General features: G+C 66.8%; 29 protein-coding genes. 17 read left to right on the top strand and 12 right to left on the bottom strand.

From position 1 onward, the window contains the following. The 4 genes from M0208_RS14190 to M0208_RS14175 all read right to left on the bottom strand — a co-directional run bounded on the left by M0208_RS14190 (position 1) and on the right by M0208_RS14175 (position 5,543). Complete coding sequence (locus tag M0208_RS14190) at positions 1 to 1,779, bottom strand: ABC-F family ATP-binding cassette domain-containing protein (RefSeq protein WP_258892323.1); 1,779 nt, start codon at positions 1,777 to 1,779, stop codon at positions 1 to 3. A 244-nt stretch (positions 1,780 to 2,023) separates the two neighbouring features. Next, positions 2,024 to 3,667, bottom strand: coding sequence for a chaperonin GroEL (gene groL, locus M0208_RS14185; protein ID WP_258892322.1), 1,644 nt, complete (start codon positions 3,665 to 3,667; stop codon positions 2,024 to 2,026). Between the two features lie 49 nt (positions 3,668 to 3,716). Then, complete coding sequence (gene groES / locus M0208_RS14180) at positions 3,717 to 4,007, bottom strand: co-chaperone GroES (protein ID WP_258892321.1); 291 nt, start codon at positions 4,005 to 4,007, stop codon at positions 3,717 to 3,719. Between the two features lie 129 nt (positions 4,008 to 4,136). After that, positions 4,137 to 5,543 carry an MATE family efflux transporter gene (locus M0208_RS14175; protein ID WP_258892320.1) on the bottom strand — a complete coding sequence of 469 codons (1,407 nt, stop codon included), beginning with the start codon at positions 5,541 to 5,543 and terminating at the stop codon, positions 4,137 to 4,139. Between the two features lie 264 nt (positions 5,544 to 5,807). Between M0208_RS14175 and sppA the strand changes: the two genes are divergently transcribed. From sppA to M0208_RS14155, 4 genes are all read left to right on the top strand, one after another. Further along, a complete protein-coding gene (gene sppA / locus M0208_RS14170; RefSeq protein ID WP_258892319.1) occupies positions 5,808 to 7,685 on the top strand; it encodes a signal peptide peptidase SppA in 1,878 nt (625 codons plus the stop codon). A gap of 13 nt (positions 7,686 to 7,698) precedes the next feature. Further along, entirely contained in the window at positions 7,699 to 8,085 is a 387-nt protein-coding gene (locus M0208_RS14165; protein WP_258892318.1) for a hypothetical protein, read from the top strand. A 52-nt stretch (positions 8,086 to 8,137) separates the two neighbouring features. Then, a complete protein-coding gene (locus M0208_RS14160) occupies positions 8,138 to 8,701 on the top strand; it encodes a GNAT family N-acetyltransferase (RefSeq protein ID WP_258892317.1) in 564 nt (187 codons plus the stop codon). Between the two features lie 139 nt (positions 8,702 to 8,840). Next, positions 8,841 to 9,389, top strand: a complete 549-nt coding sequence (locus tag M0208_RS14155) for a hypothetical protein (RefSeq protein WP_258892316.1) — start codon at positions 8,841 to 8,843, stop codon at positions 9,387 to 9,389. Between the two features lie 9 nt (positions 9,390 to 9,398). Here M0208_RS14155 and M0208_RS14150 read toward each other — a convergent pair whose 3' ends face one another. Continuing rightward, positions 9,399 to 10,025: a trimeric intracellular cation channel family protein gene (locus M0208_RS14150; RefSeq protein ID WP_258892315.1), complete on the bottom strand. Its 627-nt coding sequence runs from the start codon at positions 10,023 to 10,025 to the stop codon at positions 9,399 to 9,401. 1,133 nt (positions 10,026 to 11,158) lie between these two features. Here M0208_RS14150 and M0208_RS14145 point away from each other — a divergent pair. The 3 genes from M0208_RS14145 (at position 11,159) to M0208_RS14135 (ending at position 12,619) form a co-directional block, all read left to right on the top strand. After that, a complete protein-coding gene (locus M0208_RS14145) occupies positions 11,159 to 11,467 on the top strand; it encodes a glycine zipper 2TM domain-containing protein (protein ID WP_258892314.1) in 309 nt (102 codons plus the stop codon). Positions 11,468 to 11,543: 76 nt separating this feature from the next. After that, a complete protein-coding gene (locus tag M0208_RS14140; protein ID WP_258892313.1) occupies positions 11,544 to 11,972 on the top strand; it encodes an OsmC family protein in 429 nt (142 codons plus the stop codon). Between the two features lie 95 nt (positions 11,973 to 12,067). Then, positions 12,068 to 12,619, top strand: a complete 552-nt coding sequence (locus tag M0208_RS14135) for a glycine zipper 2TM domain-containing protein (RefSeq protein WP_258892312.1) — start codon at positions 12,068 to 12,070, stop codon at positions 12,617 to 12,619. 191 nt (positions 12,620 to 12,810) lie between these two features. Here M0208_RS14135 and M0208_RS14130 read toward each other — a convergent pair whose 3' ends face one another. Beyond that, positions 12,811 to 13,032: a hypothetical protein gene (locus tag M0208_RS14130; RefSeq protein WP_258892311.1), complete on the bottom strand. Its 222-nt coding sequence runs from the start codon at positions 13,030 to 13,032 to the stop codon at positions 12,811 to 12,813. A 124-nt stretch (positions 13,033 to 13,156) separates the two neighbouring features. Between M0208_RS14130 and M0208_RS14125 the strand changes: the two genes are divergently transcribed. From M0208_RS14125 to M0208_RS14105, 5 genes are read left to right on the top strand one after another with little or no spacing between them, the layout of a single operon-like run. Continuing rightward, on the top strand, positions 13,157 to 13,903 hold the full coding sequence (locus tag M0208_RS14125; protein ID WP_258892310.1) for a hypothetical protein: 747 nt from the start codon (positions 13,157 to 13,159) through the stop codon (positions 13,901 to 13,903). Positions 13,904 to 13,948: 45 nt separating this feature from the next. Further along, a complete protein-coding gene (gene crcB, locus M0208_RS14120) occupies positions 13,949 to 14,323 on the top strand; it encodes a fluoride efflux transporter CrcB (protein ID WP_258892309.1) in 375 nt (124 codons plus the stop codon). Continuing rightward, the gene (locus M0208_RS14115; protein WP_258892308.1) at positions 14,320 to 15,423 is read left to right on the top strand and encodes an RluA family pseudouridine synthase; all 1,104 of its coding nucleotides are present in this window, start codon (positions 14,320 to 14,322) and stop codon (positions 15,421 to 15,423) included. The genes crcB and M0208_RS14115 overlap by 4 nt, the downstream gene beginning before the upstream one ends. Then, positions 15,420 to 15,629 (top strand): hypothetical protein, encoded by a 210-nt coding sequence (locus tag M0208_RS14110; RefSeq protein WP_258892307.1) that lies wholly within the window; start codon positions 15,420 to 15,422, stop codon positions 15,627 to 15,629. Before M0208_RS14115 ends, M0208_RS14110 begins: the two co-directional genes overlap by 4 nt. Then, positions 15,626 to 16,309, top strand: a complete 684-nt coding sequence (locus tag M0208_RS14105; RefSeq protein ID WP_258892306.1) for an ATP12 family chaperone protein — start codon at positions 15,626 to 15,628, stop codon at positions 16,307 to 16,309. The genes M0208_RS14110 and M0208_RS14105 overlap by 4 nt, the downstream gene beginning before the upstream one ends. Positions 16,310 to 16,439: 130 nt before the next feature. Here M0208_RS14105 and gmk read toward each other — a convergent pair whose 3' ends face one another. The 5 genes from gmk to M0208_RS14080 all read right to left on the bottom strand — a co-directional run bounded on the left by gmk (position 16,440) and on the right by M0208_RS14080 (position 19,918). After that, on the bottom strand, positions 16,440 to 17,096 hold the full coding sequence (gmk, locus tag M0208_RS14100) for a guanylate kinase (RefSeq protein ID WP_258892305.1): 657 nt from the start codon (positions 17,094 to 17,096) through the stop codon (positions 16,440 to 16,442). 57 nt (positions 17,097 to 17,153) lie between these two features. Continuing rightward, positions 17,154 to 17,375: a hypothetical protein gene (locus M0208_RS14095; protein WP_258892304.1), complete on the bottom strand. Its 222-nt coding sequence runs from the start codon at positions 17,373 to 17,375 to the stop codon at positions 17,154 to 17,156. After that, complete coding sequence (locus tag M0208_RS14090) at positions 17,372 to 17,599, bottom strand: hypothetical protein (RefSeq protein ID WP_258892303.1); 228 nt, start codon at positions 17,597 to 17,599, stop codon at positions 17,372 to 17,374. Before M0208_RS14090 ends, M0208_RS14095 begins: the two co-directional genes overlap by 4 nt. Before the next feature lie 193 nt (positions 17,600 to 17,792). After that, positions 17,793 to 19,193, bottom strand: a complete 1,401-nt coding sequence (gene fumC, locus M0208_RS14085; protein ID WP_258892302.1) for a class II fumarate hydratase — start codon at positions 19,191 to 19,193, stop codon at positions 17,793 to 17,795. 233 nt (positions 19,194 to 19,426) lie between these two features. Continuing rightward, positions 19,427 to 19,918, bottom strand: coding sequence for an SspB family protein (locus M0208_RS14080; protein WP_258892301.1), 492 nt, complete (start codon positions 19,916 to 19,918; stop codon positions 19,427 to 19,429). Between the two features lie 73 nt (positions 19,919 to 19,991). On the opposite strand from M0208_RS14080, the gene hisB reads away from it, so the two are divergent. From hisB to hisF, 4 genes are all read left to right on the top strand, one after another. Further along, a complete protein-coding gene (gene hisB / locus M0208_RS14075; RefSeq protein WP_258892300.1) occupies positions 19,992 to 20,579 on the top strand; it encodes an imidazoleglycerol-phosphate dehydratase HisB in 588 nt (195 codons plus the stop codon). Between the two features lie 4 nt (positions 20,580 to 20,583). Beyond that, positions 20,584 to 21,186: an imidazole glycerol phosphate synthase subunit HisH gene (gene hisH / locus M0208_RS14070; protein WP_258892299.1), complete on the top strand. Its 603-nt coding sequence runs from the start codon at positions 20,584 to 20,586 to the stop codon at positions 21,184 to 21,186. Between the two features lie 130 nt (positions 21,187 to 21,316). Continuing rightward, positions 21,317 to 22,051, top strand: coding sequence for a 1-(5-phosphoribosyl)-5-[(5-phosphoribosylamino)methylideneamino]imidazole-4-carboxamide isomerase (gene hisA, locus M0208_RS14065; protein WP_258892298.1), 735 nt, complete (start codon positions 21,317 to 21,319; stop codon positions 22,049 to 22,051). Positions 22,052 to 22,190: 139 nt separating this feature from the next. Continuing rightward, on the top strand, positions 22,191 to 22,952 hold the full coding sequence (gene hisF, locus M0208_RS14060; RefSeq protein WP_258892297.1) for an imidazole glycerol phosphate synthase subunit HisF: 762 nt from the start codon (positions 22,191 to 22,193) through the stop codon (positions 22,950 to 22,952). Here the strand turns inward: hisF and M0208_RS14055 are convergent. Further along, a complete protein-coding gene (locus tag M0208_RS14055; RefSeq protein ID WP_258892296.1) occupies positions 22,946 to 23,593 on the bottom strand; it encodes an arylesterase in 648 nt (215 codons plus the stop codon). The genes hisF and M0208_RS14055 overlap by 7 nt on opposite strands. On the opposite strand from M0208_RS14055, the gene M0208_RS14050 reads away from it, so the two are divergent. Continuing rightward, the gene (locus M0208_RS14050) at positions 23,587 to 24,306 is read left to right on the top strand and encodes an ABC transporter ATP-binding protein (RefSeq protein ID WP_258892295.1); all 720 of its coding nucleotides are present in this window, start codon (positions 23,587 to 23,589) and stop codon (positions 24,304 to 24,306) included. The two genes, M0208_RS14055 and M0208_RS14050, sit on opposite strands and share 7 nt — an antisense overlap. Positions 24,307 to 24,315: the final 9 nt, after the last annotated feature.

The raw sequence follows: 24,315 nt of genomic DNA, 5'->3' as shown, positions 1-24,315 counted from the left end.
TCAGCCGAGTGTTTCCACCTGCTCCGCCAGTTCGAGCCAGCGCATTTCCGCCGCCTCCTTCTCATCGCGCGCCACCGCGATACCTTTCATCAGCCGGTCGAACGCGCCGGGATCGCGTACGTAAAGGTCCGGGTCGGCAAGCGCCGCTTCATCCTTAGCGATCTTACGATCCAGCGCGTCGATCCGTATCGGTAGTTGATCGTAATCGCGCTGATCCTTGTACGTCAGCTTCGTTCGCACCGCGGCGATAGCCGGTGCTGCAGCCGACTTAGCGGCGGCCTTTTTAGCTTCCGTTCGCGGCTTGCGCTGACGCTCCCAATCCTCGTACCCGCCTGCCACGACGTCGACATGACCGGTCCCGTCCAGTCCCAATGTCACCGTCACCGTGCGATCAAGGAAGTCGCGGTCGTGGCTGACGATCAACACGGTCCCGTCATAGTCCGCGATCACCTCCTGCAGCAGGTCCAGCGTCTCGAGGTCGAGGTCGTTGGTCGGTTCGTCGAGCACCAGCAGGTTCGAAGGCCGCGCGAACTCGCGCGCCAGCAGCAGGCGTGATCGCTCGCCGCCCGACAACGACCCGATCTTCGCATCGATCATGTTCGGATCGAACAGAAACTCCTTCAGGTATCCGTGGACGTGCTTCTTCGTGCCCAGCACATCGATCCAGTCGCCGCCGTCGGCCAGCACCTCGCGCACGGTTTTCTCCGGCGCCATCAGCTTGCGCTGCTGGTCGATCACGATCTCGTCGAGCGTCTTCGCGCGCTTCACGCGGCCGGTATCGGGTTCCAGCTCGCCGGTCAGCAATTTCAGCAACGTCGTCTTGCCCGCGCCATTGCGCCCGACGACTCCGATCCGGTCGCCGCGCGTTACCCGCAACGTCAGGTCGCGGATGATCTCGCGCTCGCCGAACGATTTCGAGATGCGCTCGGCGTCGATCACGACCTTCGACTTGGCGTCGTCATTCCCCGCGCTCAGGTTCGCCGACCCTTGCGGTCCGAGCATCGCCGCGCGCTGTGCACGCATCTCGTGCAGCTTCGTCAGTCGGCCCTGGTTGCGCTTGCGCCGACCGGTGACGCCGCGCAGCAGCCAATGCTCCTCCAACTTCAGCTTCGCGTCCAGCTTCTCCGCCGCGCGCTGTTCCTCGGCGTGGACCTGTTCGGTCCACGCCTCGAACCCGCCGAAGCCGATCTCGGCGCGCCGGATCGTTCCGCGATCGAGCCACAACGTCTGGCGCGTCAGCCGCGTCAGGAACGTGCGGTCGTGGCTGATGACGACGAACGCGCCCTTGAAGCGCGCCAGCCAGTCCTCGATCCATTCGATCGCCGCGATGTCGAGGTGGTTGGTCGGCTCGTCGAGCAGCAGCACGTCGGGGTTCTGCGCCATCGCGCGCACGATCGCGGCGCGGCGGCGTTCGCCCCCCGACGCGGATGTAGCGTCGCGGGTCAGGTCGATGCCGAGCTGATCCGCGATCGCGTCGGCCTCATGTCGTTCCGGCGCATCGTCGCCCGCCATGACGTAGTCGGCGAGCGTCGCATGGCCAGACAAATCGGGATCCTGTTCCAGCAGCACGACGCGCGTGCCCGGCACGATCGTCCGCCGCCCCTCGTCGCAGTCGATCGATCCGGCGATGAGTTTCAGCAGCGTCGTCTTTCCCGCGCCGTTACGCCCGATCAGCGCGAGCCGGTCGCGCGGCTGGACGTGCAGGTCGAGATGGCGGAACAGCCAGCCCGATCCCTGGATCAGGCCGAGGTCTTCGTATGCAAGGATTGGGGCAACCATGGCCGCGCCAGATAGGCGCGCGCGGGCGAACCGCCAAGCGTTCAGTCGCGGGCGGGGTTCCGTATTGCTGCCAACCAACAAACAAAGGGCCGGGGTTGCCCCCAGCCCTTTGCTTTCGATTGATCGGAGCGGAAGACGAGCACCGGCAAAGCCGGTGCTGGCACGTCGGACGGGTTCGGCTTGGCCTGCCCGCCGGCCGTTCTGATTTCGTGTCCGGGGCAGCTTTCGCTGCCCCGGTCCGAAATCAGAAGTCCATGCCGCCCATGCCGCCCATGCCGCCGCCGCCCATGGGCATGGCGGGCTTGTCTTCCGGCATTTCGCTCACCGCCGCTTCGGTGGTGATGAGCAGGCCAGCGACCGAGGCCGCGTCCTGCAGTGCGGTGCGGACGACCTTGGTCGGGTCGATCACGCCGGCAGTGACGAGATTCTCGTACACGTCGGTCTGCGCGTTGAAGCCCATCGACGGATCGTTGCCCTCGAGCAGCTTGCCCGAGATCACCGCGCCGTCATGGCCTGCATTAGCCGCGATCTGGCGAACCGGCGAGTACAGCGCCTTGCGGACGATATCGATGCCGCGGGTCTGGTCGTCGTTCGCACCCTTCATGCCCTCGAGCGCCTTCGTGGCGTAGAGGAGCGCGGTGCCGCCACCAGGGACGATGCCTTCTTCGACAGCTGCGCGGGTCGCGTGCAGCGCATCGTCGACGCGGTCCTTGCGCTCCTTCACCTCGACCTCGGTCGAACCACCGACCTTGATGACCGCAACGCCACCGGCGAGCTTGGCAAGACGCTCCTGGAGCTTCTCGCGGTCGTAATCGCTGGTGGTGTTCTCGATCTGCTGGCGGATCGCTTCGGTGCGGCCCTTGATCGCGTCGGAATCACCCGCACCGTCGACGATGGTGGTGTTGTCCTTGTCGATCTGGACGCGCTTGGCGGTGCCGAGCATGCCGAGCGTCACGGTCTCGAGCTTGATGCCCAGGTCTTCCGAGATCATCTCGCCCTTGGTCAGGATCGCAATGTCCTCGAGCATCGCCTTGCGTCGATCGCCGAAGCCAGGCGCCTTGACCGCTGCGACCTTCAGGCCGCCGCGCAGCTTGTTCACCACGAGCGTGGCGAGCGCCTCGCCCTCGATGTCCTCGGCGATGATCAGGAGCGGACGGCCCGACTGGACGACGGCTTCAAGGATCGGGAGCATCGCCTGCAGGTTCGACAGCTTCTTCTCATGGATCAGGATGTACGGATCGTTCAGTTCGACCGACATCTTTTCCGGGTTCGTGATGAAGTACGGCGACAGGTAACCGCGATCGAATTGCATGCCCTCGACGACGTCGAGCTCGAATTCGAGACCCTTCGCTTCCTCGACGGTGATCACGCCTTCCTTGCCGACCTTTTCCATCGCTTCGGCAATCTTCTCACCGACGACGGTGTCGCCGTTTGCGGAGATGATGCCGACCTGCGCGATTTCCTTGGTGCCGGACACCGGCTTCGAGCGCGCCTTGATGTCCTCGACGACCTTCACGACGGCCAGATCGATGCCGCGCTTCAGGTCCATCGGGTTCATGCCGGCCGCAACCGATTTCATGCCTTCGCGGACGATCGCCTGCGCCAGCACGGTCGCGGTGGTCGTGCCGTCACCGGCGACGTCGTTGGTCTTCGACGCCACTTCGCGCAGCATCTGCGCGCCCATGTTCTCGAACTTGTCTTTCAGTTCGATTTCCTTGGCGACGGTGACGCCATCCTTGGTGATGCGCGGTGCGCCGAAGCTCTTGTCGATGACGACGTTGCGGCCCTTCGGACCCAGCGTCACCTTCACCGCGTCGGCGAGGATGTCGACGCCGCGCAGGATGCGTTCACGCGCATCGCGGCTGAATTTCACGTCCTTGGCTGCCATGGTGGCTACCCTTTCAAATGTGGAAAGTTAGGGGAAGGTTAGACCTAAATCAGGCCTCGACGATGCCCAGAATGTCCGATTCCTTCATGATCAACAGCTCTTCGCCATCGACCTTGACCTCGGTGCCCGACCATTTGCCGAACAGCACCTTGTCGCCGGGCTTCACTTCGAGCGGGTGGACTTCACCGGCTTCGTTGCGGGCGCCGGTGCCGGCGGCGACGACTTCGCCTTCCTGCGGCTTTTCCTTGGCGGTGTCGGGGATGATGATCCCACCCGCGGTCTTCTCTTCAGCCTCGATACGGCGGACGAGAACGCGGTCGTGCAACGGACGAAAGTTCATTGCTGATGCCCTCTTTACAGGTTGTGACAGTTTTTTGGCACTTGAGTCGGTCGAGTGCCAGCGGGGCGGATATGTGACCGCTGGCACTCCACGTCAACGGGTGCCAACGTACTATCGCGGAACTTTTCGTCAGACCGTTCGCGCGATCAGCCCAAGCCGTTCGCGCGCGCGCCAGCGCCACAGCAGCAGGATCGACACCGCCAGCAGTCCCGCCGCGAGGCCGAGCCATATCCCGACCCCCTCCAGCTTCAGTCCGAAGCCCAGCAGGATCGACGTGCCGAACCCCACCACCCAATAACCGAACAGCGCGACCAGCATCGGCACGCGCGTGTCCTGAATGCCGCGCAGCACCCCCGCCGCGACCGCCTGCGCGCCATCGAGCAACTGGAACATCGCCGCGACCAGCAGATATTGCAGCGCGAGCGCCACGACGCGCGCGTTGCCCGGCGCATCGACGTCGATATAGGCGCTGATGAACAGCCGCGGCATCGCCCAGATCAGCGACGCGGTGACCACCATCGAACCGATCCCGACCCACAAAGCGACGCGACCCGCGCGCGCGATCCATTCGCGGTCCTGCGCGCCGTATCCCATGCCGACGCGGATCGTCGCGGCCTGCGCCACCCCGAACGGAATCTGGAACGCGACCGCGGCAATGTTCAGCGCGACGGCGTGCGCCGCGACCTGATCGACCCCGATCAGCCCCATCAGGATCGCCGCCCCGCCGAACAATGCGCCTTCGAACATCCACGTCAGCATGATCGGCACGCCGAGCCGCACGATATCGCGAAAGCGCGACCATTCGGTGCGCCACCAATGGCCGAACAGCCGGTAGCGCCGCAGCCGCCGGTCGCGCGTCAGGATCACCCAATACGCCAGCGCCATCATCGTCATGCTGATGACGCTGGCCAGCGCCGATCCCTCCAGCCCCAACGCGGGAAACCCCGCATTGCCGAACACCAGCAGCCAGTTGCCGAGAATGCCGGTCAACAATGCGAGGCCCGTGACGACGAACGCCCAGCCCGGCCGCCCTAGCGCCGCCGCGCTGGTCCGCATGATCCCCGCCGCGACGCCGGGGATGGTGGCGAACAGGATGATGTCCATGAACGTGCCCGCGCGGCGTGCGACCTCCGGATTTTGTCCGGCGAGCAGCAGCAATGTCTCGCCATGCGCCAGCATCAGGATCACCGGTGCCGCCCCGGCCGCGCCGACCCACAACGCCATCCGCACGCTGCGCCGCACCTCGCGGACCGCATGTGCCCGCGCGCCGAGTTCGGCGGCGATGATCGGCGCGGCGGCGCTGGTCAGCCCGATCAGCGCGTACATGCTGAGGTTGAACAGGAACACGCCGAGCGTCGCCGCGGCCAGATCGACCGTTCCCAATCGCGCGACGAAGATCACATCGACCGCGCTGACCGCCATCTGCAGCAGGTTCGCGCCGACGAGAGGCCCCGCCAGCCGCGCGAGCGCCGACAGTTCCGCGCGGTCGCTGCGCGGTTTCGGGCCGGTCAGCGGCGGAGTGGCGGTCAGGTCCATGGCCGGGCGGCGTTAAGGGGTTCCGGCGCGTTCGTCACGCGGTCCACCCTCCAAAAAAACCACGGTCATTCCCGCGAAAGCGGGAACCCATGGCCGGAACCGTCCGCGGGCTCTACTCGACGTGCACGTGGCGCACGCGCGTTATAGGTTCCCGCTTTTGCGGGAATGACCGGGTTTGGTACATTGTCCCGACGCACGGCGTATTGCTCGCGCCATACACTTCGCGCTATTGGCGTATGCTGATCCCTCGGAGTTCCCGTTCCCATGAAGCTCGTGCGCGGCGCCTGGAAATTGCTGGTCGGCATCAAGGACGCGCTCGTGCTCGTCGCGATGCTGTTGTTCTTCGCCCTCCTCTTCGCCGCGCTGAACAGCCGCCCGTCGCCGACGACCATCAAGGACGGCGCGCTGGTGCTCGATTTCAACGGCCCGATCGTCGAACAGCCCGAAGAGATCGCGCCGACCGCATTCCTGTCCGGGCAGGAGGTCGGCCAGCAATATCGCCTGCGCGATGTCGTCCGCGCGATCGACGATGCGAAAAGCGACGCGCGGGTGAAGGCGATCGTGGTCGACCTCGATCGCTTCGGCGGGGCGTATCCCGCGGTGCTGGGTGAGGTCGCCGACGCCCTGACTCGTGCGCGGACGGCGGGCAAGCCCGTTCTGGCCTACGCCACCGGCTACACCGACGGCGGATACCGGCTGGCGGCGGCGGCCAGCGAAATCTGGATGGACCCGATGGGCGGCACATTGTTCGCCGGACCGGGCGGCAACCAGCTGTATTACAAGGGCCTGATCGACAAGCTGGGCGTCAACACGCACGTCTATCGCGTCGGCAAGTTCAAGGCCGCGGTCGAACCCTATACCCGCGCCGAGCAGAGCCCCGAATCGCGCGAGGCGAACGCGGCGCTGTACGGCACCTTGTTCGACCAGTGGAAGGAAGCGATCGCGCGGTCGCGGCCCAAGGCGCAGGTCGCCAACTGGCTGACCGCGCCCGACCGGGTCGTGCAGGCCGCGAATGGCGACATCGCACAGGCAAACCTTGCCTCGGGACTGGTCGACAAATTGGGCGACCGTGTGGCGTTCGGCAGACGGGTCGCGCAACTGGCCGGGACCGACACGAAGAAGCCCGCAGGGTTCTTCAACACGATCAAGTATGACAATTGGCTCGCCGCGCATCCGGTCGCCAAGACCGGCGAGATCGGGGTCGTGACGATCGCGGGCGAGATCGTCGACGGCAAGGCCGATCCGGGCACCGCTGGCGGCGATACCATCGCCAAATACATCTATGACGGGCTGGCCGAGAACAAGCTGAAGGCGCTGGTCGTGCGGGTCGATTCGCCCGGCGGATCGGTGCTGGCGTCGGAGAAGATCCGGCTGGCGATCCTGGAGGCGAAGCGCCGCGGCCTACCGATCGTGGTGTCGATGGGCGGGCTCGCCGCGTCGGGCGGCTATTGGGTGTCGACCCCCGCCGACGTGATCTTCGCCGAACCCGGCACGATCACCGGATCGATCGGCATTTTCGGGATCATCCCGACGTTCGAAAATGCGCTGGCCAAGATCGGCGTCACCACCGACGGCGTGAAGACCACCGCCTTGTCGGGCCAGCCCGACGTGCTGGGCGGCACGAACGCGGTGACCGATGCGGTGCTGCAATCGGCGATCGAGAACGGATACCGCCAGTTCCTGATGCGTGTGTCGCAGGCGCGCAAGCTGCCGGTCGAGCGCGTGAACGAGATCGCGCAGGGCCGCGTGTGGGTCGGCGGCACCGCGCGGCAATTGGGGCTGGTCGACCGGTTCGGCACATTGTCCGATGCGGTCGCCGAGGCCGCGAAGCGTGCCAAGATCGACCCCGCGACCGCGAAGATCGCGTATCTGGAGAAGAAGCCCGGCTGGGCGGCGGAACTGGCCAAGCAGATCGCGGCGCGCGAAGAGGACGATGACGCCGCCGCGCCCGCCGACGCCTTCGCACGGATCGCGTGGGAACGCCGCCAGACGCTCGCGCGGGCATTGGGCGACGTGCAGAAACTGGTGTCGGGCGGCGGGGTGCAGGTGCGCTGCATCGAATGCGCCGCGATGGGGCCGGTCGCGGCGGGTGGCGGCGATATCAAGTTGCTCGATCTGGTGCTCGCCAAGATCGGGCTGTGAAGACCAGGCTGTGATGTTGGCGGTCCTGTTGGTGCAGGCGGCGGTGGTCGCCGCGCCGACCGCCGCGTCGCCGCGCACGCTGTCGGGGCGGTTCGTGTGTGGCGCGCACGCCTATGACGTCGCGATTACCGCGACGCCCGCCGATCCGGCGCGCGCGGCGACACTCGACCGGCTGACGGTGAACAATCGTGCGCCCGATCCGGTGCAGATGGTGGAGATCACGCGGGCGGTGGGTCGGCTGTCGGACATCCGCTCGCTCGACCTGCGCTGCCTCCCCGACGGCGGCGAACTGTCGCTCTACGGCGTCGATCCCACCTCCCGGCGCGCGCGCATCCGGGCGCGGGTCGGCGCGGGTGGCGTGCGTGATGTGGGTTTCTCGGTCGAACAACCGCGGCGTTGAACCGCGCCGCGCACGCGGCTAGCGATAGTATTCGGAACCACAGGAGACCCGCATGGTCGCGATCCGCGCCGCCCGCCCCGAAGACGCCGCCGCCATCGCCGCAATCTATGCGCCCTATGTCCTGACCGGCACCGTCTCGTTCGAGACCGAAGCGCCCGACGCGGCCGCGATGCGGGATCGGATGACGGCGTCGGACGGGCTGTACCCGTGGCTGGTCGCGACGACCGGGGACGAGCCCGACGCGGGTGTCCTCGCCTACGCCTACGCGACCAAATTCCGCGATCGCCCAGCGTATAAATATGCGGTGGAGACCTCGCTCTACGTCGCGGGCGCGGTGCAGGGTCAGGGCGTCGGGCGGTTGCTGTACGAGGCGCTGATCGACACGCTGCGCGCGCAACGCTTCGTCCACGCGGTCGGCGTGATCGCGCTGCCCAACGAACAATCGATCCGCGCACACGAAGCCGCCGGCTTCCGACGCGGCGGGGTCTATCGCGAAATCGGCTACAAACAGGGCCGCTGGATCGACGTCGGCTTCTGGCAATGCGAACTGAACAATCCGGTCGTGCCACCGGTCGAGCCGAAGCGGTTTGCGGATGTGGGGGTGGTGCGGGATTGAGGCGGGATCGGTTATCAGAGAGAGAGAGAGAGAGAGAGAAAGAGAGAGAGAGAGAGAGACGACCCACTTGCGTTAAACTCAAGTTTACCGCGATAATTTCGTCGATGCCCAACCTCTTAAGAAGGACTGTCCGAGCGAAATGAGCAACGTCGTTACGTGGCTTGAAAATCACGACAAATTGGCAGGGTGGGCGCAATTTTTTGGTGCGACCTTCGCCCTTTTAATCACCTACCTCACCGCATTTGCGCCTGTCTGGCGGCGAAAAAGGCAGATGAAGAAGTCAGCCGACCGCCTTTTGTCTAACGGCTACGAAACCATCGAAAGCTATCATCGGACGTCCGCCCACTTTCTCCCTTTTCCGCTATCCCTTCGACAAGCTGCGCTTACTATGACCATTGTCGCCGAGGAAATTAGCCGTTTTCCTGTTTTTGAGCTGGACGACCAAGGAAGTCGATCGGCGGCTCGTCACCTTTTAGCGACAAGCGCCACGCTAAGCGCGCTAAGGCTTTTTCTCGAAACCATGGCGGTAGAACTCGACGGTCGAGACGGTACGGTGGAGGATCAAGAAGCAATCAGATCTTTTGTTGGCGACCGACTAGAAGCTATTCGAACAATAATAACCGGGTCTGAAATCAAGCGTCCTGTGTGGCCTACTTCGCCTGACGGATTGTTTTCGACATCCCAATAGAGGGAAATCTTACCGCCGCCCGCGATACGCCGGCAGGTGAAGATGCCACCGGATCGCCGCCGCCCTGAGCGCGAACCCCGCGCTCGCCGCCACCGCCGCCGCCAGCGGCACCGGCACGCCCGCCACCGTCAGCACGACGTGCAATGTCGACGCCAGCGCCGCGGCGGTGACGTATAGCTCGGGCCGCATCAGGATCGACGGTTCGCCCGCCAGCACGTCGCGGATGATGCCGCCGACGCAGGCGGTGACGACGCCCATCACCGCGGCGGGGACCGGGGGCACGCCGTAGCTGAGCGCCTTGGTCGCGCCGTACACCGCATAGGCCGCCAGTCCGACCGCATCGAACCAGTCGAGCGCCGCGCCGCGCCACCAGCGTTCGGGGGTCACCCAGATCAGGAACGCGACCGACAGGCAGAGCGCCGCCACCCGCGCGTCGTGCACCCAGAACACCGGCGCGCCGATCAGCAGGTCGCGCACCGTCCCCCCGCCGACCCCGGTGACGAGCGCGAAGAATGCCAGCGTCACCGCCGTCTGCCCGCGCTGCGCCGCCGCCAGCGCCCCCGACGCGGCGAATACGGCGAGGCCCGCGAGGTCGAGCCACGGGGCGAAGGCGGGAAGGAGCGCGACGGGCTGCATCCGGGCGGCGGTAGCGTGATGCGGACGGTGCGGAAAGGGTTGCTGTAGATCGCCAGTGCCACGGCCCGTCTGCCCTCGCTCGCATACTAATCCTCCCCTGCAAGGGGAGGTGGCAGGCCGAAGGCCTGACGGAGGGGTGTAACCCTTTCGATAGCGTGACACCCCTCCGGCGCTCCGCGCCACCTCCCCTTGCATGGGAGGATCAGAAGGAAACGAAAGTGGGTAACGTATCCGGCTTCAAAGCTTCCCGCCCAAAAAACAAAAAAGGGACCGGCATCGCTGCCGATCCCCTCTGTCACCTGGCGTCTCCGCTGAACGGGAGTCCGAAGACGGCCGTCCGCATCCTGCCTGGCGGCCCGTACATCCCTGACCACGAACGGCCGTGGGACGATACGGTGTGGCGGCGGGGGCTGAGCCGCGCGACCGCAAGGGTTGCGCGTTCACCTGATCCGTCCACCCACGCTGTCACCGATCCTCCGGGGGGAGCATCGGATCGGCGGTTTGGTCACCGGGGCCGACCTGTTCCGCTCCCTCGAAAGGCAGCGAAGGCGGTCGACCCGCGGCGGCCTGCTCCGCCAGCGCACCGAAATGCTCCTGGCATCGCGTTTCGGCCGTCGTTTGCCTGGGTCGGTCGTCGCATCCACAGTCCCGAAGGCCTGTTTCCCGCGCCGTATCCGCGCCCATCCGCGTGCGGCCCGCATCTCCGTTTCGACCCTTTCGGGCCGCATCGGCGATGCGTCGGTCCACCGTTCCTTCTCGAAAATCCGTACCCGCCTGCACCGTTTTCACGGATCGTGCGGAAAAGTTTTCCTGCCCGGTTCGGCTTCCCACCCGGCCAGTCGAACTCGGCCTCCCTTGCGGGTGCCCACGTCCTTCCGATCGGCATAGAGTGTTGCGATGTCTGGAGAATTCTCGCCTCCAACGCTTCCCTCTACACAACGGATGCTGTCACCCTTCGCGAGTCGCACCAAGCACGATTCGGGAGGATGGGCTGTGGATAACGGGGATAATTCGGGTATCCCCCGCATCGATGAACGGCACGTTGTTTCTGGTTCATGCAACTTCGATCAGAATGCACCGTTACGTAGCCGATATTGTTTCTCACCAACGATTTTTAATGAGGGAGTTTAGTTATGCGTAAGTTCATGTTGGCGCTGGGCGCCACCGCGATGGTCCTGCCTGCGCTCACCGTCGCGGTCCCGAATGCCGACGCGCAGAAGCGCTATAAGTATCGCGAATGGCGCGGCAATGACGGCCGGATGCGCTGCCGTAAGCCGAACGGCACCACCGGCCTGATCGTCGGCGGCGTTGCGGGTGGTCTGCTCGGCCGCACGATCGACACGCGCGGCGACCGGACGCTCGGCACGCTGGGCGGCGCCGCAATCGGTGCGCTGGCCGGTCGCGAAGTCGAGCGCAGCACGAGCAACCGTCGCTGCCGCTGAGCGTTTGACGCCACGGTTACCCGCGGGCGCGGTCCACACCGGACCGCGCCCGCTTTTCGTTTTCGGGAGAATGAAGATGCCTGTTCACAGTGGTTCGGCGCGTTACGAAGGCCTCGGCAAGGACGGCAAGGCGTGGGTGTCGACCCAGTCGGGCGCGCTCGCCGATCAGCCGTATGGTTTCGCGACACGGTTCGAGGACGAACCCGGCACCAATCCCGAGGAACTGATCGCCGCTGCGCACGCCAGTTGCTTCACGATGGCGCTGAGCTTCGCGCTGGCGAAGGCGGGGCACAGCCGCGGGACGCTGGATACGACCGCCAACGTCACGCTGGACAAGGACGGCGACGGGTTCAGGATCACGAAGTCGGCGCTGGAACTGCGCGCCAATGTGCCCGGCATCTCGGGCGACGATTTCGCCACCATCGCTGAAGACGCGAAGAAGAATTGCCCTGTTTCGAAGTTGATGACCGCCGAGGTGACGTTGGCGCACAGCCTGTCCGAATAATGGCCACGCGGTGAACGGAAAGTAGTTTTCCGTTCACGCAACTTGCCGCCGACCGGACTGTTCTACCCTCGCACTGTTCAAGGAGTTTCAAGGTCATGCGTTTCGTTCTTGCCGCGGCCCTCGCCGCTACGACTCTTACCGCCGTACCCGCGATGGCGCAGAACAACCCCAACCGCGAGTATCGCGAAGACCTGCGCGAGGCTCGTCAGGAGCGTCGTGAGGATTTGCGCGATGCCGATTCACGCCGCGACGTTCGCAATGCGCGGCGCGAATATCGCGGCAATGTGCGGGAGGCGCGGCAGGACCGCCGCGAGAACGTTCGCGACTGGCGGCAGTATCGCAACTACGATTACAATCGCGGCCCGCGCGGCCAGCGCTATTTCGCCGACAATTACTATCGCGACGGCCGTTATTATCAGCCGCGCCGCCTGAGCCGCAACGATCGCATCTATCGCGGCAACAACGGCCGGTATTATTGCCGTCGTTCGGATGGCACGACGGGCCTGATCATCGGCGGCATCGGCGGCGGTCTGGCGGGTAACCTGCTGACCAATGGCGGTTCGCAGACGCTGGGCACGTTGATCGGCGCAGGTGCGGGCGCGTTGCTCGGCCGGTCGATCGACCGCGGCGGGGTCACCTGCCGCTAAGACTTCGGTTTAGTGAAGCGTAACGGAAGGCCCCCGGCGAGCAACTCGCCGGGGGTTTTTTGTGTTTGACGCCCTCGCGGGCGTAAGTCGGTGCCAGCCCGCTCCCCCGCCCGGCCACCCACAGAATATCCTGAATGGGTGGCCGGGCGGGGGAGCGGGCTGGCGCCGACTATCGGCGTGAGCCGATCAAATCAGATAATCCCGCCGCCCAGCGCAAGCCGGATACCGAAGATCACGATCAGCACCAGGTTCAGATTGCGTCCGCCATTGCTGGACGACAGCGCACCGATCGCCGCGCCGACCACCGCGATCGGGATGACGAACCAATATCCCCACGCGAAAAACGGCAGGAAAGGCACGATGCCCAGCACGAGTGCGACGAGGCCGATCAGGATCGAGACGATGTTCAACATTGCACAGACATGGCGAAACCGCCGGTGTATTGCAAGAGTGATACGCACTCGCACGAACGCTTCGTTTACGCGCCAGCTGGTATGGTGACGCGACGATCACTTAATTGACCGAAAAGGTGCGGACATGGCCCGCCATTCACGCTGGACCCCGACCATCGCCGCGCTGCTGCTGGCCGCCTGCGGCACGCCGCCCGGCAATCAGGCCGCTGCGATCGACGATCTCGACAATCAGCTGACCGCCAACGCCGCCGATCCGGCCAACGATCCGGCGCTGAAAAGCGCACTGAAGGACCAGATCATGGTCGATCCGGCGCTGGTGCAGCAGGCCAACGACGGCGCGGTCCGTCCGCCGGTCCAGCCCGCGTCGGGCGCTCTCCCGCCCGATGACATTGCGGCGCGGTCAGGCCTCGCGGAGGCCGACACGCTCCGCGCCGCCCCCGCGCCGACCGGCAACTGCCGCGAATGTGCGGCCGCGCGGCGTTCGCTGACGCTGGGCGCGCTGGCGGAGGCGCAGGGGACGAAGGGCAATTGCGCCGCCAATATCGGTTATTCGAACGACTGGGCGAACCGCCTTCCGCGCGGGGTTCAGCTCTATCCCGACGCACGCGTGCTGGAGGCGGCGGGCGCGGACGGTCAGGGCTGCGCGCTGCGCGTCGTCAGCTTCGCCAGCGCCGCGCCGATGCAGCGCCTGCTAGATTATTATTACACCAAGGCGGGCGACGCGGGATACGCCGCGCAGCACAAGGCCGACGGCGCGGAACACGTCATCGCGGGCACGAAGCGCGGCGGCGCGGGCGCGTTCATGGCGATCATGCGCGCGCGCAAGGGCGGCGGCACCGAGGTCGATTTGATGGCCGACGGCGGAAGCTGACCCCCTTCCCTTCCGCTTTCGCGCGTTTGCCTCTAGGGGCACGCGATGCAACCGCTTCTTCTCGTGATGGCCGGCGGCGCGGTTGGTTCCGCGGCGCGCTATCTCACCGGCCGCGCGATGGGCGTGTGGCTCGGCCCCGATTATCCGTGGGGCACGCTGACCGTCAATCTGGTCGGCGGATTCCTGATGGGTCTGCTGGTCGGCGTGCTTGCGCGCAATAATGCCGGGGAGAGCTGGCGACTGTTGCTCGGCGTCGGTGCGCTCGGCGGGTTCACCACCTTCTCCGCCTTCGCGCTCGACGTGGTCGTATTATTCGAACGCGGAGCGATGGCCAGCGCGGCGCTATACGCGATCGCCTCGGTCGTCGGGGCGATCGTCGCGCTGTTCGCCGGGCTGTCGCTGGTGAGAGCAGTCGCATGACCGACGCCGTGCGCCAGTTCACCATCGCCCCCGACGACGACGGCATCCGCCTCGATCGCTGGTTCAAGCGGCATCTGGCCGATACCAGTTTCACCACGGTCGCCAAATGGGCGCGCACCGGGCAGATCAGGCTTGACGGCGCGCGCGTCGGCCCCGGCGACCGCATCGTCGCGGGGCAGGTGCTGCGCGTGCCCCCGCCCGAAGCGGTGCGCGTCGACGCCCCTGCGAAACGCGAACGCCCGCCGCTGAGCGACGACGAAGCATTGTTCGCGCGCGAGATGGTGATTCACAAGGACGCGCAGGCGCTCGTCCTCAACAAGCCGCCCGGCCTCGCGACTCAGGGCGGCACCAAGACGGTGCAGCACGTCGATGGGCTGCTCGACGCGCTGCAATATGAGGCGGAGGGCCGCCCGAAACTGGTCCACCGGCTCGACAAGGACACCAGCGGCGCGTTGCTCGTCGCGCGCACGTCTCGCGCCGCGGCGTTCTTTGCGAAGACGTTTTCGGGGCGGTCGGCGAAGAAGGTCTATTGGGCGCTGGTCGTCGACGTGCCCTCGATCGACGACGGCACGATCGACCTGCCGATCGCGAAACAGCCCGGCACCGGCGGCGAGAAGATGCACGTCGACGAGGCCGAGGGCAGCACCGCGCGCACGCGTTATCGCGTGATCGAACGCGCCGGAAACCGCTGCTGCTGGGTCGAATTGCAGCCCTTCACCGGCCGCACGCACCAGTTGCGCGTCCACATGGCGGCGATCGGCCACCCGATCGTCGGCGACGGCAAATACGGCGGACCCGCGGCGTTCCTGACCGGCGCCATTTCGCGAAAGATGCACCTCCATGCGCGGCGCCTGCGCGTCGATCATCCCGACGGCGGGCAGATCGATATCGAGGCCGAATTGCCGGCACATTTCGCCGAAAGCCTCGCCAGCCTCGGTTTCGAACAGATGTCGGGCAACAACATGCCGCTCGACGATTTCACGCCCGAGACGCGCGAGGAAAAGAAGACCAAAGCGCGCGCGCACGCCAAGAACATCCGCAAGGAACGCCGCGGTGAGCGGCGCGGTCGTGGCGATCCGGACCGCGAGCGGAAGCGGTGAGCGATCCCGCCCGCAACCGCTGGCTGGCGATCGTGGGATCGCGCATCGCCGGCGCGATCGGCGGGGCGTTCGGGGTGGTGCTGCTCGGTCGCGCCGAGACGCTGGGGCCGAAGCTGCTCGGTGTCGCGATCGTCCTTTCGGCGCTGGCGATGATCGCGATCGTTCCGCGCAGCCTCGCGCGGCGCTGGCGGACGCCGCCCGAATGAGACGGTTCTGGAAGAGCGTCACGATCGACGCCGACCGCGTGATCCGGCTCGACGACAAGCCAGTACGCACCCCCGGCCGCGTGCCGCTCGCGCTGCCGACCGATACGCTGGCCGACGCGATAGCCGATGAATGGCGCGCGGTCGGCGATAAAGTCGATCCGCGCGCGATGCCGCTGACCGGCCTCGCCAACGCTGCGATCGACCGCATCGCGCCCGATCCCGCCACCTTCGCCGCGGGCCTGGCGCGCTACGGGGAAAGCGACCTGCTGTGCTACCGCGCCGAATCCCCCGAACAATTGATCGCACGGCAGGAGGCGGCGTGGGATCCTTTGCTTGGCTGGGCGCGTGACCGCTACGATGTGCATTTCGAGACCGTCGCGGGCGTCATGCACCGCGCGCAGCCCCCCGCGACGATCGCGCGGCTGGGCGAAGCGACCGCCGCCCGCGACGCGTTCGCGCTCGCCGGGCTGTCGCCGATCGTCACGATCACCGGTTCGCTGATCGCCGCGCTTGCGCTGGTCGAGGGTGTGGCCGACGCGGACACGGTGTGGACCGCGGCGCAGGTGGACGAGGACTGGCAGGCCGAATTGTGGGGCGAGGATACGCTGGCGGCCGAGACGCGCGCGCTGCGGCGGCGGGAGTTCGATGCGGGGGTGCGGTTCTTGGGATTGCTGGGTTAGGATAGTAACAAATCCTCCCCTGCAAGGGGAGGTGGCAGCGCGAAGCGCTGACGGAGGGGTGTCGCGCTATCGAGAGGTCGATACCCCTCCGGCGCTCCGCGCCACCTCCCCTTGCAGGGGAGGATTAAGATTAAGCGTTCCGCCGCAGCTTGCGGATGAACCCGATCAGCCCGGTCTGGCGCGATCGCTTCAACCGCTCCGCCGCCAGGATCGTCTTCACGTGCGCGAAGCATTCCTCGACGTCGTCGTTGACCAACACGTAATCATAGCCGTCCCAGTGGCTGACTTCGTTCGCCGCGCGGCTCATGCGGCGGTCGATGATTTCGGTCGAATCGGTCGCGCGGCGCTTCAGCCGTTCGTGCAGTTCCTCCATCGACGGCGGCAGGATGAACACGCGCACCACGTCGCCGCCGGCGATCTGGTGCAGCTGCTGCGCGCCCTGCCAGTCGATGTCGAAAAGCACATCCTTGCCCTGCCCCAGCATCTCGTCGACCGGCGCGCGGGGGGTGCCGTAACGTTCGTCGAACACGTGCGCCCATTCGAGGAATTCGTGGTTCGCCGCCATGTCGCGGAACCGGTCGAGCGTGACGAAATGATAATCGACGCCGTCGACTTCGCCCTTGCGGATCGGCCGCGTCGTCGCGGACACCGACATTTCAAGCTCAGGTTCCGAGGCCAGCAGCTTGCGCGCGATCGTCGATTTGCCCGCGCCTGACGGCGAAGAAAGGACGAACAGCACGCCGCGGCGTTTGAAACCATGGTCGTCGTGCGAGATGGGCGAATCCATCCGCGCTACTGAAGGCGTGGGCGGGGGCGCGTCAAGCGCGACGCGCCCGGGACACGGTTACGGCCGCTGCGTATAGTCGCGCGGCATGACCTTCGACGCCTTGTGCCGGTCATACGCCTTTTTGGCGATATAGCCGCCGCCCAGGATCATCCCGAGCGGCCCCATGCGCGTCGCGGCGCGCGCGGCGATCGCGCCGATCGCCGCACCCCTCAGCCCGCCGCCGCGGCCGTTCTTGCGCAATTCGCCCCCGATGAGCGCGCCGATGATGCTGCGAATCATGCCTTCGTTCCCTTTTGAAATACTGCGTCGCCCATCGCGTCCTTGGCCTTGCCGATGCCGTGCAGCACCAGCCAGCCGACCGCATAGGTCATCACGACCGGGGCGAGTCCGCGGATGAGCGCCCCCGCCAACGCGCCGCCAATCGCGCCGTCCAGCGTCGAATCGTCGCCGTCGGCGCCATCGATCGCGCTGCCGATCGCCGCGCCGATTATCGAACTGAGCATCAAGTCCTCCGCTTCGAGCGGGATAAGTCCCGGCGCGGCCACAAGTTCCGTCGCGCGCTCTGGTTCGGCTCTCGCCGAACGAGGCGGTGCCAGCCCGCTCCCCCGCCCCGCCTCCCATTCAATATACTGTTGTGGGAGGCGGGGCGGGGGAGCGGGCTGGCACCGCCTCACGCGCGTGAGCGCGTCGGACAAATCACCTGCCCAGCATCGCCTCCGGCCGAACCACACGATCGAACGTCTCCGCATCGACCAGCCCCAGCGCCAGGCCCGCCTCGCGCAACGTCTGGCCATGTTCGTGCGCGTGCTTGGCGATCTTCGCGGCGTTATCGTACCCGATCTCGGGCGCGAGCGCGGTGACGAGCATCAGCGAGCGGTCGACCAGTTCGGCGATGCGCGCCCGGTCGGGCTCCAAGCCGTCGACGCAGCGTTCCGCGAACGTCTCCATCCCCACCGCCAGCAGGTCGATCGAGCGCAGCACGTTCGCGCCGATCAGCGGTTTGAAGACATTCAGTTCCAGATGCCCCTGCAAACCGCCGATCGTGATCGCGGTGTGGTTCCCCATCACCTGTGCGGCGACCATCGTCAGCATCTCGCATTGCGTCGGGTTGACCTTGCCCGGCATGATCGAGCTGCCGGGTTCGTTGGCGGGCAGGATAAGTTCCCCCAGCCCCGATCGCGGGCCGGAGCCGAGCAGGCGGATGTCGTTCGCGATCTTGGTCAGCGCGACGGCCAGCGTGTTGAGCGTTCCCGACAGATGGACGAGCGGATCGTTGGACGCGAGCGCCTCGAATGCGTTCTCCGCAGGAACGAAGGGGTGGCCGGTGATATCACGCAGCGCGCCGCCAAACGCCGCGGCGAACCCGGCGGGCGCGTTCAGCCCCGTCCCGACCGCGGTACCGCCCTGCGCCAGCCGGTTCGTGCCATGCTCCACCGCGGGCTCGATCCGCCGCCCGCACCGATAGAGCTGATTCGCATAGCCTGAAAATTCCTGACCCAATGTCAGCGGCGTCGCGTCCTGCAGGTGAGTCCGGCCGATCTTCACGATATCGTCCCACGCCGCGGCCTTGGCGGCGAGCGCATCGGTCAGCCGATGAAGGGCGGGAAACAGCCGGGTCGTGACGGCGATCGAGGCGGCGATATGCAAGGCCGTGGGAAAGCTGTCGTTCGACGACTGCGCCCGGTTCACGTCGTCGTTGGGATGAACTGGCGACTTGCCGCCGCGCGCGCCGGTCAGAACCTCGTTCGCACGCCCCGCGATGACCTCGTTCACGTTCATGTTCGATTGCGTGCCGCTCCCGGTCTGCCAGATCACCAGCGGGAATTGATCGTCGAGCTTGCCCGCGACCACCTCCGCCGCCGCCGCTTCGATCGCATCGGCCTTTTCCGCGCCCAAAGCATCGCGGTTCACCCGCGCCGCGGCCTGCTTCACCAGCGCGAGCGCATGGACGATCGCGATCGGCATCCGCTCGATCGGCGGAAAGGGGAAATTCTCGATCGATCGCTGCGTCTGCGCGCCCCAATAAGCGTCGGCGGGAACGTCGATCGGGCCGATCGAGTCGGTTTCGGTGCGGGTTTGTTTGGTCGTGTCGGTCATGCCGCCCCCAATACGTCATCCCCGCGCAAGCGGGGACCCATCGCCTGCGCTAGGGTGCAAGCACTACGGGCGTATGAATGGTTAACGCCCGAGATGGGTTCCCGCTTTCGCGGGGATGACGAAGGGATCGAGGAAACTCAGGGCCGTCACGGGAGTAAATCCCGTCACGTCGGGCGCGGCTTCGCCGCGTCGGCCGGCGTTCGCGTCGCTGCGCGACCGGCGATTAGCTTTGGCTAATCGCCTCGCTTCCGCTTGAAATCCACAGCCACCACGTTCGACCCGTCCTCCGCGCCAACGTTGGTATCGCCGTCGTTCTCGGCCGGATCGTGTCCGCCGGGGCCGTCCTCCGGCCCCTCCTGCGCCTGGAACCGCAGCTCGAAATTGACCGCAGGATCGTGGAAACCCGTGATCGCCGAATAAGGGATGACCAGCTTCGACGGCACCTGATTGAAGCTCAATCCCACCGAGAAGCGCGTGCCGTCCACGGTCAGATCCCAATAGCGGTTTTGCAGGACGATCGTCATCTCGTCCGGGAACCGCTCGATCAGCCGCTGCGGGATGTCGACGCCGGGGGCCTGCGTCTTGAACGTGATATAGAAATGATGCTCGCCGGGCAGCCCGCCAGACTCCGCCACGGTGCCCAGCACGCGCCCGACGACCGCACGGAGCGCCTCCTGGACGATCTCGTCATAGGGAATCAGGCTGTCTGCTGCGTGGTCTTCCATCCTGCGCATGGGTAGCGGGCTTACCGGCGTGGTCAAGATTGCATGAACCCACCCAGCCGCTATGGGAACGGCCATGCGCACCGCCACGATCAACCGCGACACCAGCGAAACGAAGATCGCCGTCACCGTCAACCTGGACGGCACGGGGCAGTACGATATCGCGACCGGGGTCGGTTTTTTCGACCACATGCTCGAACAACTCTCGCGCCATTCGCTGATCGACCTGCACGTCCGCACGCAGGGTGATCTGCACATCGACCAGCACCATACGGTCGAGGACACCGCGCTGGCGATCGGCGCGGCGGTGGCGCAGGCGCTGGGCGACAAGCGCGGCATTCGCCGCTACGGCGACGCGCTATCCCCGATGGACGAGACGCTGACCCGCGTCGCGCTCGACATTTCTGGCCGCCCGTGGCTGGTGTGGAAGACCGAGTTTACCCAGAAGCGGCTGGGCGAAATGGATACCGAGTTGTTTCAGCACTGGTTCCATTCCTTCGCACAAGCCGCCGGGATCACGCTGCACGTCGAGACGCTGCACGGCGACAACAACCACCACATCGCCGAAAGCGCGTTCAAGGGCCTCGCGCGCGCATTGCGGCAGGCGGTAGAGATCGACGCGCGCAAGGCCGACGCGATCCCGTCGACCAAGGGGACGCTGTAGGCCGATGCTAGCGCTGATCGACTACGGCGCGGGAAATCTGCATTCGGTCGAGAACGCGTTGCGGGCGGCGGGTTGTGCGGACCTACGGGTGACCGCCGATCCAGACGTTGTCGCGAAGGCGGAGCGCATCATGCTCCCGGGCGTCGGCGCATTTGGGGCGTGCGCGTCGGCGCTGCGCAGCGTCGACGGCATGGTCGCCGCGCTGAACCGTCGCGTGCGGGATGAAGGCGCGCCCTTCCTCGGCATCTGCGTCGGGATGCAGTTGATGGCCGATGCGGGCGAGGAGATGGGTACGCACGCAGGGCTCGGCTGGATCTCCGGCCGTGTGCGGTTGATCGACGCCGCGGGCACCGACGCGAAGGTGCCGCACATGGGCTGGAACGACGTGGTTCCCGCCGCCCACCATCCGTTGATCGAGCGCGGCGAGGCGTATTTCCTCCATAGCTATGCGTTTGAGGGCGCGGACGTGATCGCGACCACCGACCACGCGGGGCCAGTCACCGCCGCGATCGGTCGCGACAATCTGATCGGCGTGCAATTCCATCCCGAGAAGAGCCAGCGCTACGGGCTGGCGCTGCTGGAAAGGTTCCTGACATGGCGGCCGTGATCGCGCTCGATCCTCTCCTGCAAGGGGAGATGGCGCGCGCAGCGCGACGGAGGGGTGCCCCCCCCTCGATAGCGCGACACCCCTCCGTCAGCCCTGCGGGCTGCCACCTCCCCTTGCAGGGGAGGATTGGGTGACCCTCATCGTCTTCCCCGCGATCGACCTGAAGGCCGGGCAGGTCGTGCGTCTGGCCGAGGGCGATATGGATCGCGCGACCGTCTACGGCGACGATCCCGCGCGCCAAGCGATGCTGTTCGCGGATGCGGGCGCGCAGCACCTCCACGTCGTCGATCTCGATGGAGCGTTCGCAGGCAAGAGCATCAATGGCGAGGCGGTAAAGGCGATCGTCGAACGCTTTCCCGGTCACGTCCAGCTCGGCGGCGGCATCCGCACCCCGGACAGCGTCGCGCGCTGGTTCGATCTCGGCGTATCGCGCGTCGTGATCGGCACCGCCGCGCTCGACGACCCCGATTTCGTCCGCGACATGGCGCGGGAATACCCCGGCGGCATCGTCGTCGCGGTCGATGCGAAGGACGGGATGGTCGCGACCAAGGGCTGGGCCGACGTCTCGACCGTCACCACCACCGACCTCGCGCGCCGCTTCGAGGACGCAGGCGTCGCCGCGGTCCTGTTCACCGACGTCGGCCGCGACGGGATGCTGAAGGGCTGCAACGTGGAGGCGACGGTCGACCTCGCACGCAGCGTCGACATTCCGGTCATCGCCAGCGGCGGCGTGAAGGGCATCGCCGACATCCACGTCCTGGCGCTCCACGCACGGGATGGCGTGGAGGGCGTGATAACGGGCCGCGCGCTGTACGACGGGCGGCTCGATCTGGCGGCGGCGTTGAGCGTGGCTGCCGCGGCGTGAGGGGCAATTGCGTCTTCTCCCTCTCCCCTCCGGAGAGAGGGTTGGGGAGAGGGGCATATCGGTACGCCGACGCGACAGGCCCCTCTCCCGGCCTCGCTTCGCTCGGCCACCCTCTCCCCGCCAGCGGGGAGAGGGAGAGATGACCCTCCGCGCGCGCGTCATTCCCTGCCTCGACGTTTCGAACGGCCGAGTCGTGAAGGGCGTGAACTTCGTCGACCTGATCGACGCGGGCGACCCGGTGGAGCAGGCGCGCGCCTATGACGCGGCGGGCGCGGACGAACTCTGCTTCCTCGACATCGGCGCGAGTCACGAGGGGCGCGACACGATCCTCGACGTCGTGCGCCGCACTGCGGCGGTGTGTTTCATGCCGCTGACCGTCGGCGGCGGCGTGCGCAGCGCCGAGGACGCGCGCGCGCTGTTGCTGGCGGGGGCGGACAAGGTCGCGGTCAATTCCGCCGCAGTCGCGCGGCCCGAACTGGTCGCCGACATCGCCGAACGCTTCGGCAGCCAATGTTGCGTCGCCAGCATCGACGCGCGGCGTGTGGGGGATGCGTGGGAGGTCTTCACCCACGGCGGTCGACGCGCCACGGGGATCGATGCTGTATCGCACGCGCTGCGGCTGGCCGAACTGGGCGCGGGCGAATTGCTCGTCACATCGATGGACCGCGACGGCACGCGCGACGGATACGACCTGGCGCTGACCCGCGCGATCGCCGATCGCACCAGCGTACCGGTAGTGGCGAGCGGCGGGGTCGGATCGCTCGAACACCTCGTCGCGGGAGTGGTCGAAGGCCACGCCTCTGCCGTCCTCGCCGCGTCGATCTTCCATTTCGGCGAAGCGACGATTCGCCAGGCGCACGCCGCACTCGCCTCAGCGGGCGTGCCGGTCCGCGCTCACTGAAGCGCCCGCCGCACCGCAGGCATGATCCGCCGCACGATGATCGCGACCCCGCGCGCGGTCGGGTGCAGCCCGTCGCGCTGGATCAGCGCGCGGTTCCCTGCCACGCCGTCCATGAAAAACGGATACAGCGGCACACGGTGTTTCCGCGCCAGCCGCGGATACATCCCCTCGAACGCGCGCGCATAAGCGGGGCCGAGGTTCGGCGCGGCGCGCATTCCCGCCAGCAGCACAGGTATCTGCCGCCGTTTCAGTTCGGTCAGGATGCGATCGAGGTTCGCCTCGGTCTGCGCCACCGGCAACCCGCGCAGCATGTCGTTCGCGCCGAGTTCGACGATCACCAGATCGGGCGTCGCTTTCAACCCGCGCAAGCCCCACGCCAGCCGCGCGCGCGCCTGCGCCGCGGTATCGCCCGCAACGCCGCCGTTGCGCACCGTCGCCGCCACGCCCGCCGCCCGCAACGCGGCCTGCAATTGCGCGGTGAAGCCCTGGTTCGGCGGCAGGCCATAGCCCGCGGTCAGGCTGTCGCCGAACGCCCAGATCAGCGGCCGTCGCGGGTCCGCGGTCGCGGGCGCGGCGATCAGCATCGCCAACAGCAGGTGGACAAGCCAGCGCCCCACCCCATATCGCATCACGCGTGACATCCCTGATCCTTCCGGCAACAGCCACCGGCGTTAGCAGCGTCATTTCTGCGCGCAACGTGACGCTGACGCTCGGCCGCGCGCCGGCGAGCGTCCAGATCCTCCACGGCATCGACCTGGACGTGGCCGCCGGCGACACCGTCGCGCTGCTCGGCCCGTCGGGATCGGGCAAATCGTCGCTGATGGCGGTACTGTCGGGATTGGAACGACCGACGTCGGGCGAGGTGATCGTCACCGACCTGGATTTCGCGCAGCTCGACGAGGACGCGCTGGCCAAGGCGCGGCGCGGGCGGATCGGGATCGTGCTGCAGGCGTTCCACCTGCTCCCGACGATGACCGCGCTGGAGAATGTCGCGGTCCCGCTCGAACTGGCGGGCGACCCGGATGCGTTCGATCGCGCCGCCGCCGAACTCGCCGCGGTCGGCCTCGCGCACCGCACCGATCATTATCCCGCGCAGCTATCGGGCGGCGAACAGCAACGCGTCGCGATCGCCCGCGCGCTGGCGGGGCGACCGCGACTGATCTTTGCCGACGAACCGACCGGCAACCTCGACACCTCAACTGGCGCGGCGATCATGGACCTGCTGTTCGCCCGCCAGCGTGACGCGGGCGCGACGCTGTTCGTCATCACGCACGACCCAAGCCTCGCCGAACGATGCGCGCGCGTCATCACGCTGGCCGACGGCCGCATCGCGACCGACCGGCGGAGCGTGTGACCCTCACGC

It is taken from the genome of Sphingomonas sp. SUN019 (genome assembly GCF_024758705.1).
Lineage (GTDB): Bacteria > Pseudomonadota > Alphaproteobacteria > Sphingomonadales > Sphingomonadaceae > Sphingomonas.
Note: the sequence above shows the minus strand (reverse complement) of the source record. Positions and strands in the feature narration are given on the sequence as shown.